This is a genomic window from uncultured Porphyromonas sp. (assembly GCF_915070105.1).
Lineage (GTDB): Bacteria > Bacteroidota > Bacteroidia > Bacteroidales > Porphyromonadaceae > Porphyromonas.
Genome location: NZ_CAJZFJ010000079.1, coordinates 1 through 8,698, shown reverse-complemented (window position 1 = coordinate 8,698; position 8,698 = coordinate 1). Strand labels below are relative to the sequence as shown.

The 8,698-nt window shown below is 55.7% G+C and carries 5 protein-coding genes and 1 pseudogene; 5 read left to right on the top strand and 1 reads right to left on the bottom strand.

The window, feature by feature from the left end:
- The 3 genes and pseudogenes from QZ554_RS07455 to QZ554_RS07445 all read left to right on the top strand — a co-directional run.
- Positions 1–158: pseudogene (locus QZ554_RS07455) on the top strand (type I glyceraldehyde-3-phosphate dehydrogenase); the annotation flags it as partial.
- A 621-nt stretch (positions 159–779) separates the two neighbouring features.
- Positions 780–2,654: a DNA polymerase III subunit gamma/tau gene (locus QZ554_RS07450; RefSeq protein ID WP_297195509.1), complete on the top strand. Its 1,875-nt coding sequence runs from the start codon at positions 780–782 to the stop codon at positions 2,652–2,654.
- Between the two features lie 69 nt (positions 2,655–2,723).
- A complete protein-coding gene (locus QZ554_RS07445; protein WP_297195511.1) occupies positions 2,724–4,736 on the top strand; it encodes a S9 family peptidase in 2,013 nt (670 codons plus the stop codon).
- 89 nt (positions 4,737–4,825) lie between these two features.
- On the opposite strand, the gene QZ554_RS07440 is transcribed toward QZ554_RS07445, so the two are convergent.
- Complete coding sequence (locus tag QZ554_RS07440; RefSeq protein WP_297195507.1) at positions 4,826–5,752, bottom strand: hydrogen peroxide-inducible genes activator; 927 nt, start codon at positions 5,750–5,752, stop codon at positions 4,826–4,828.
- Positions 5,753–6,901: 1,149 nt separating this feature from the next.
- Here QZ554_RS07440 and QZ554_RS07435 point away from each other — a divergent pair.
- Both QZ554_RS07435 and QZ554_RS07430 read left to right on the top strand, forming a co-directional pair.
- On the top strand, positions 6,902–7,489 hold the full coding sequence (locus QZ554_RS07435; RefSeq protein ID WP_297195505.1) for a hypothetical protein: 588 nt from the start codon (positions 6,902–6,904) through the stop codon (positions 7,487–7,489).
- Between the two features lie 566 nt (positions 7,490–8,055).
- Positions 8,056–8,247 (top strand): hypothetical protein, encoded by a 192-nt coding sequence (locus QZ554_RS07430; RefSeq protein WP_297195503.1) that lies wholly within the window; start codon positions 8,056–8,058, stop codon positions 8,245–8,247.
- Positions 8,248–8,698 lie beyond the last annotated feature (451 nt).

Here is an 8,698-nt window from a genome sequence, read left to right as displayed (position 1 = left end):
ACTTCCTCGGCGACACCCGCACGTCTATCTTCGACGCTAAGGCTGGTATCGCTCTTACCGACAAGTTCGTTAAGCTCGTTAGCTGGTACGACAACGAAATCGGTTACTCCAACAAGGTCCTCGACCTCGTAGCTCACATGGCTAAGGTAAACGGCTAAGCCACTACCCCAAGCAACCATAAGTCTACAGCCCCGCACTACGTCAGGTAGTGCGGGGCTGTTGCGTTTCTCTAGTCCATATACACGGGGACGACTCCATCTCATCCTAGACGTAGGTTTGCTCGGTGTAGACCTGCCCTCTAGGAGGGGGTGGTATACACGCGTGTACACTACTGTATACACGTGTGTACACTATTGTATACCCACGTGTACACACTTTCGCTCTAGGTATATCCTCCATAGAGCACCTTCGTAGATATGAGGCCAGGGGGTAACGTCTAGAGCCACAGAGAGCTGGCGAAGCCCCTCCTCCCCAGATAGGAGGTGCGTCCCCCAAGGGACTCCATGGACAGAGCCTACGGGTAGGGCTCACGCACCAGCCCGACCCGTGACCTAGAGACACAGCTAAATGCACTACCTTTGTGGAAGAATATAGTGTAGGTGTATTACCTAAGTCGTGTACACAAGGCACTCTAAAATCCTTGAAGTCGTCCCAGCTCGACGAATCGAGCTGGGACGCATCTTTTTAGCTAGGGCTTCTCTAGGGTTAGCCCTTATACCTTGGGTCAGTGAAGATCGCTATCTTTGTACATATACATATCATACATATTATGGAGTACTATGGCTGACAACTACATCGTCTCTGCACGCAAATACCGCCCCGATAGCTTCCAGAGCATCGTCGGGCAGGGGGCTATGGCCTCGACCCTACGTACTGCGGTACAGCAGGGGCGACTGGCGCATGCCTACCTCTTCTGCGGGCCACGAGGCGTAGGGAAGACCACCGCAGCACGTGTCCTAGCCAAGACGATCAACTGCCAGAGTCTAACCGCCGAGGGCGAGGCTTGCAATGAGTGCGAGAGCTGCCGTGCCTTCAACGAAGGACGCTCCTTCAACATCTTCGAGCTCGACGCAGCATCCAACAACTCGGTGGAGGACATCCGCCAGCTCACCGAGCAGGTCACCATGCCCCCTGCTCTCGGTAAGTACAAGGTCTATATCATCGACGAGGTACACATGCTCTCGGTCACGGCCTTCAATGCCTTCCTCAAGACGCTCGAGGAGCCACCCTCCTATGCGATCTTTATCCTAGCCACCACAGAGAAGCACAAGATCCTACCCACGATCCTCTCCCGCTGTCAGATCTATGACTTCAAGAGGATCACTGTCGGGGACATCACCCACCACCTGCAGTACGTCGCACAGAGCGAAGGGATAGTAGCCGATGAGGCTGCCCTAGGCCTGATCGCAGAGAAGGCTGACGGCGGGATGCGTGATGCGCTCTCGATGTTTGACCGCATAGCGAGCTTTGCTGGGGGGCAGATCACCTACGAGCACGCTCTAGAGAGTCTCAACGTGCTGGACTACTCCTACTTCATCCGCACCTTTGATGATCTGCTCACGGGCGATTACCGCTCTCTGCTCCTACTGCTGGATGAGCTCCTAGGCAAGGGCTTCGAGGGGCAGACGATCCTCGCTGGGCTAGCGGCCTTTGCCCGAGACCTCTTGGTCGTCCAGCACCCAGGCACGAGTGTCCTCCTGGAGAAGCCCGAGCGTGTCACACAGGCCTACGAAGCCTTGGCAACCCGCTGTACCCCAGCCCAGCTCTTCGCCGCCATACGTGCCCTCGTACAGGCGGACCAGCAGTATCGGCAGGCGACGAATAAGCGTCTCCTGATCGAGCTCACGCTCCTTGGGCTCGTCAGCACCTTCCACTCCACTGGAGAGCTAGCAGCTCCTGCGCCCTCCACCGCCCCTGCTGGACAGACACAGGCAGGAGCTACGGCACAGACGACCTCGCCCCCTCAGGCGAGTACGGCTCCAGCGCCCTCGCCCGCACCCACTGCACAGCCTGTGCCTACCACCCAGCCCTCCAGCCCTACTCCTGCAAGTAGCACTCCAGCCCCAGTAGCCAAGCCTACAGTTCCTCAGCCACAGCCCGTAGTGACACCTGAGCCTGTTGCCACCCCACAGCCTGCACCTACTCCTCAGTCCGTAGCGAACGCCCCCTCGAGCGAACAAGCTGCAGGGGCTAGGAGACAGCTCTTCGGCCGTCGCCGAGGAAGCTCCAGCGATACAGCCGACTCCGAGGGTGGGACAGCGAGCCCTGCCGAGGAGGAGCATGAGCCCTTCACCGAGGAGAAGCTCCAGCGCGCCTACGTACGCTTCGTGGAGCAGGAGCTAAGCAGTGATCAGATCATCTGCCGTAATATCCTCCATGCCGAGCTACCCAGCCTACAGACCGAGGGGCAGGCGGAGCTCGCCCTGCCCCCAGGCAATGCGATCCGTGAGACGGTGGAGGCTGTCCTGCCCCAGCTCCAGTCCTTCCTACGCAGTACGCTACACAACACCCAGCTTGTGCTTAGCCTTAGGGAGAAGAGCAGTGAGGAGCAGTCCCGCCTAGCCCTCACCCCCGAGGATCGGCTGAAGAAGCTCATCGAGATCAACCCCGATGTACAGCAGCTCAAGGAGCGGCTACAGCTACGCCTCTCCTAGGAGTGTCCCTAGTACGACTATACATTCATCCCCATCACAATGAAGATCAAGCAACAGATGGCAGCACTCATGACTGCTACCGCACTAGCCACCATCAGCCCTGCGCTGGCCGATGGTCCTGCACACATGACCCCTGAGACGATGCTCACCCTAGCACGTGTGGGCTCTGGAGCACTCTCTCCCGACGGGAAGCTCGTCGTCTACAGCGTAGGCTTCCCCAGTATCCAGGATAATAAGATCCGCACTGAGTTCTTCACCATCAGCGCTCAGGGCACCGATCGCACCCAGATCACCAAGGCGATCCCCGGCCTGAGCTCACCCCGATGGATCCAGCAGGGGCGACGCATCAGCTATCTCTCTAGCGAGAGTGGGGCTACACAGCTCTGGACGATGCGCCCCGACGGGAGCGACCGCCGACAGGTCACGAATATCGAGGGCGGTATCTCCGACTACCTCTATTCCCCCGATGAGAAGCGACTGGCCTACATCAAGGAAATCAAGTTCGGCAAGTCTGCCTCCGACACCTATCCTGACCTCCCCAAGGCTACTGGACGTGTCATCAACGACCTCATGTATAAGCACTGGGACGAATGGGTAGAGACCATCCCCCACATCTTCATCGCCAACGTCGGCGACACTCCTATCACCACGGGCAAGGACATCCTAGAGGGTGAGCCCTACGAAGCTCCCACCAAGCCCTTCGGTGGCTCGGAGGAACTCTCCTGGAGCCCCGACGGCAATACCCTCGCCTACTCCTCGCGCAAGAAGGTCGGCCTAGACTATGCCCTCTCCACCAATACCGACATCTACCTCTACAACGTCATCGCAGGCTCTACGATAAATGCCACCGAGGGGAACGGAGGCTACGACACCCACCCTCGCTTCTCCCCGGACGGGCGCAAGCTCAGCTGGATCAGCATGGAGCGTGATGGCTACGAAGCTGACCTCAAGCGTCTCTTTGTCATGGAGCTAGGCAAGAAGACCTACCTCACCGAGGGCTTCGAGTACGATGTCGATGAGACCGTCTGGGCTCCCGACAGCAAGTCCATCTATTTCCTCTGCACCAAGCACGCCGAGACCCAGCTCTGGCAGGTACCCCTCGCATCGAAGAAGATCCGTCAGATCACCACAGGACAGCACGACTATACCTCCATCGACTTCACGGCTGGCAAGCTCCTAGCTGGACGACAGAGCATGATCGTCCCCAAGGACCTCTACCTCGTCGATCCCAAGACGGGTGTCGCCCAGGCCATTACCGCCGAGAACAAGTCCACCCTCGACCGACTCGCTCCCATCACCGTGGAGAAGCGTTGGCTCAAGACCACGAATGGGGAGGATATGCTCACTTGGGTCGTCCTACCCCCACACTTCGACAAGACGAAGAAGTACCCTGCCGTACTCTTCTGCCAAGGCGGTCCTCAGAGCCCCGTCAGCCAGTTCTTCTCCTACCGATGGAATATGCGCCTCATGGCAGAGCAGGGCTACATCGTCATTGCGCCTAATCGCCACGGTGTCCCCAGCTTCGGCAAGGCGTGGAACGAGCAGATCAGTGGCGACTACTCTGGGCAAAACATACAGGACTACCTCACCGCCGTGGACGAACTCAAAAAGGAGCCCTACGTCGATGCTGACCGCCTCGGCTGTGTCGGTGCTAGCTATGGGGGCTACTCCGTATTCTACCTCGCTGGGGTGCATCAGAAGCGCTTCAAGGCCTTCATCGCTCACGCTGGGATCTTCAACCTCGAGATGCAGTACATGACCACCGAGGAGATGTGGTTTGCCAACTGGGATATGGGTGGCGCACCCTGGGACAAGGAGAACAAGGTCGCTCAGCGTACCTTCGCCAACTCCCCCCACCGCCTCGTCGGCGCTTGGGATACTCCGATCCTCGTGATCCATGGGGAGCGTGACTACCGCATCCTAGCTGGGCAAGGCATGGCAGCCTTCAATGCAGCCAAGCTCCGTGGCATCCCCGCCGAGCTCCTCATCTACCCCGATGAGAACCACTGGATCCTCCGCCCACAGAATGCCCTACTCTGGCAACGCACCTTCTTCGGCTGGCTAGACAAGTACCTCAAGTAGCCCACTGCCGACCCTATACGAGTAAAGAGAGCGAGCCCCCAACGGAACTACATCCGTCGGGGGCTCGCTCTCTTTACTCTCGGGGGCTATCACACGAGGTCTTGCCCGGGCTGGAGCTGGTGCATCCGCCGAGGGACGGACGAGGTAATGACCGCCACCACGGCATCAATGAGAGCCGTACGCACGTACTCCTGATGCGTCACGAGATTGACCCCTCGTGTTGGGCGGGGGAGCGCAAAGGGGCGTACCAGCTCCCTGTGCTGTGCCTCCAGCTGCTCCACAGCTAGCTCGGGCACGAAGGTCACCCCATTGCCCTGCTCGACAAAGTGCATAAAGGTCTCCAGACTCCCCCTACTGTAGCTGTGGGGATGGCTGGGGTTGGAGCGTAGATGGCAGAACTTCACGAGCTGATCCCTGAAGCAGTGTCCCTCATCCAGCAGCCATAGATGCTTCTTCCCCACATCCGACGTACGGATATGATCCTCGGCGAAGAGGTCGGAGCCACGTGGGACGTAGCCCATGAACTCCTCGTAGTACAGCGGATGGTCTACGAGATAGTCCACCTCTGCCCGAGAGGCCACGATAGCCATCTGGATCGAGCCTAGGCGAAGAGCCTCCAGACACTCGCTCGTCTTGAGCTCGACGAAGGTGATGCGTAGGTGTGGGAGTTCCTTCTCCAGCCGAGGTAGGACTCGGGGCAAGAGATATGGCGCGATGGTAGGCAGGATCCCTAGCGAGATCGCTCCCGAGAGGCTCTCCTGCTCCTCACGTACGATCTCACGGATCTGCTCTGACTGGATGAGGATGCGTGTGGCTTGGTCGAGGATACGCCTACCGACAGCTGTCGGGATGATCGGCTGGTGGCTTCGGTCGAAGATCTTTACTCCGAGCTCCTCCTCCAGCTTTTGGATCATCGTGCTCAGGGTAGGCTGGGTGACGTTGCAGTGATCGGCTGCCTTGCCGAAGTGGCGGAAGCGATCCAAGGCCTGTATATACTCTAGCTGCTGTAGGTTCATGCTTGTCGGTCTATTCGTTCTCTACAAATATAGCGAACCAAGGTCAAACGAGCGTACTCCCTCTCCCAAAGGCCTCTGCCACCTCCCCTCACAAGCATCCGCCCACATCCCACCCAAGCATCCGCCCGCACCCACTCAAACATTCGCCCATATCCCCCATAGGTATCTGCCCGCTCCTCATCCAAGGTATCAGATCGCCCTCCCTCCCAAGCATCAGCCACTCCTCTCAAAGATATTAGCTCACACCCCATTCAAGCATCCGCCCACATCCCCCAAAGGTATCAGCCCACACCTCTCACAAGCATCGCCCCACATCCCCCCAAAGGTATCTGTCCGCCCTATCACAGGCATCTACTCACCTCCCACAAAAGGTATCTGCTACCTCGCCCAAAGACATCTATCTGCCCCCTCCCACACAGAGGCGATGGTGAGAGGGAGACACAATAGCGCATCCTACTCTACCACAAACCGATACACAATCCTCCCAATTGCGCCACACCATCCTCCCCGCACCAGCTAAAAGTGCTCTAGTAAAGAACGCCCTTGCGCTCTAGTAAAGAACGCATGAACGCTCTTACCGAGAGCGCAAGGGCGTTCATACCGAGAGCGTGAGAGCGTTCTCGGTATGAACGTTTTCTCCCTCTAGGAGCACCTGACGCAGAGCAAGTTACAGAGCGCCCCGAGAGCAATGGGCAGAGGCTCATCCCAGTGGTGCTATTGGGGGGCTATTCGGAGGAAAAGTAGGAGTCTATTCTCCACTAGAAAGTGGAACACTTCAGGGGAGGCTTTTAAGTAGAAAAAACTCTCATGTGTCGGACGACAACTGAAATGCTTTCGGGGATATTGATCATCAAACAATAGTTGTTATACATTTGCAGACGAAATGCATCTCTTATTGCGTCCAATGCGGGAGAAGATGCATATCAATCGAGAGTATGAACAAACTAAAAAACAGATGTATCTGAAATCAAAACGAACCAGATGGACATGGGGATGGATCACCATCCTCAGGGTAGGATGCATATACTCATGCCAAAATGAACTCAACCTTACCTCGCTATCGGAGAGTACTCTTGCTGGTGGAGATTTCTTTGCCATCGCTCATAACCACAGCCGAGAAGGCTATAATCCCTCATGCTAACTGATAATATGATGAAGAAAGTACTGATGCTAGCCTTGGGGCTTCTCTGCGGACTTGGCTCCATGACCGCACAGGTGCGCACGCATTCCCTAGGTGTAGAGCTGGGCTCGCATAATGTCCTCCTTTACGAGCTGACGCTAGCTCGCCACTTTTCTGTAGTCTCTCGGACTGGCCTTGTTGTTGGTGCGGGATTTAGTGCAAAGAGGGATGTGGACGGCAAGCAATTCACCTTTGGAGGACTTATTCCCTTCGTGGACATTGAGCCACGCTGGCACTTCTCTCGAGATTCATCAAGTGACCTATATCACACAGGTGGCTATCTGAGCCTACGCTTCGATGGAGAGTGGGATCGAGCGACACTCTTTGGACACAAGTATGCCATGAGGGATGATCGCCCGCAGTATACACTGGCCTTTGGACCCTACTTTGGCTGGACGTTTGGGGTAACGGACAATAGCTACCTACGTCTGGCTACGGGGCTGAACTTCTTCCGTACAAAGGTTGCATACTATAGTGGAGGGCATTACTGGAGGACAACCAATACCGAGAGTGCGATCAGTGTCGGGCTCGAGATGGTCTATGGCATTCGCTTCTAGCAGATCGGTCTAGGACGCCCCTCCTATATATGGAGTGGGGTGGTATCCGATGGATCGGATACCACCCCACTTAACTTTTTCGGGGGGATACGCTGGCACGTGAGATAGAGACCTTTCTTATACCTGCGAGCATGGACGGAAAATCTCTACCTTTGCCCACGACATTAGGACAGACTTAGGGGCTTGTAGCGCACACCACCTACGAGGCTCCTTGATGACACATACAGATGATGAAGACCTATACCCTAGCCCTCTTAGGATTGCTCTTGATGAGCTACTCGACCCTCCGTGCACAGACCCAACCCGAGAGCAAGGTTAGGAGCACGGATACTATCAACATCGTTGTAAGGAGGAATGGGAAGTTCGTGGCAAGGGCTGATAAAAACTTCTTGATGTATACTTCCCCTAGTACAGAAAAGTCCCCTGTCGATAGTTGTCTCTATTCATTTCTCATTGAGGAGACACAAAGACTTAAACTCTACGACCAAAATAACGTCTCTAGGTTAATACTCTATAAACTCTTCTTAGCGGACACGACTGTATACCGGGAGCTAACACCTAGAGATATGAAACGGATAAAGCCATCCTCCATATTCCAATCGGTCAAAGGAATACCTGAGTTTAGTCGCGGGTATCGCATTATTCTCAGCGACTACTACCCCAACGTCCGTCTGATCCTCCAGCAACGCAATGGGATGCGCTATCGTGAATACAAGATTATCAAGTGGGACGGCGCTGAGCTCCCCATCATCCTATAAGGGCATATCCTACACCCCTCTCTGCTCCCAGCCTGTCTCCTGATGCCATGAGTGAGTCTGTAGGGCAGGCTGGTGGAGAAGGACTAGAGAGAATGCGACGAAGAAGGCATTAGCAGGGCAAAGGAAGAGGAGCGGAGTATTTCCCTAGAGCTACACTCACGCTACTTGCCCAGCTCTATGCGGGGACACAAATGCCATCGTCAGGGGGGCTGAAAGAATGTTCATTTGACAGATATTAGCGGGAGCAGGAGAGAAAGAGAGGCAACTAGGTACGTCATTATTACACAAGCAGGCATAGGCCCAACATGAGGATCGAGGAGGGTGAAGACACATTGTAAAGTATTTTAGTTAGCTGGCTATCAGCTACTAGAACCCGTGCATTTAGGGCAATTATCGAAATAATACCGTAAAGTGATAATGTTCTCTTTTTTTTGATACCTTTGCTAGTGGG

What these genes read in the sequence shown, in the direction of transcription:
- QZ554_RS07445 (WP_297195511.1), top strand. Translation starts at nt 2,724, where the DNA reads ATGACTGCTACCGCACTAGCCACCATCAGCCCTGCGCTGGCCGATGGT.
- QZ554_RS07450 (WP_297195509.1), top strand. Translation starts at nt 780, where the DNA reads ATGGCTGACAACTACATCGTCTCTGCACGCAAATACCGCCCCGATAGC.
- QZ554_RS07430 (WP_297195503.1), top strand. Translation starts at nt 8,056, where the DNA reads ATGAAACGGATAAAGCCATCCTCCATATTCCAATCGGTCAAAGGAATA.
- QZ554_RS07435 (WP_297195505.1), top strand. Translation starts at nt 6,902, where the DNA reads ATGATGAAGAAAGTACTGATGCTAGCCTTGGGGCTTCTCTGCGGACTT.
- QZ554_RS07440 (WP_297195507.1), bottom strand. Translation starts at nt 5,752, where the DNA reads ATGAACCTACAGCAGCTAGAGTATATACAGGCCTTGGATCGCTTCCGC.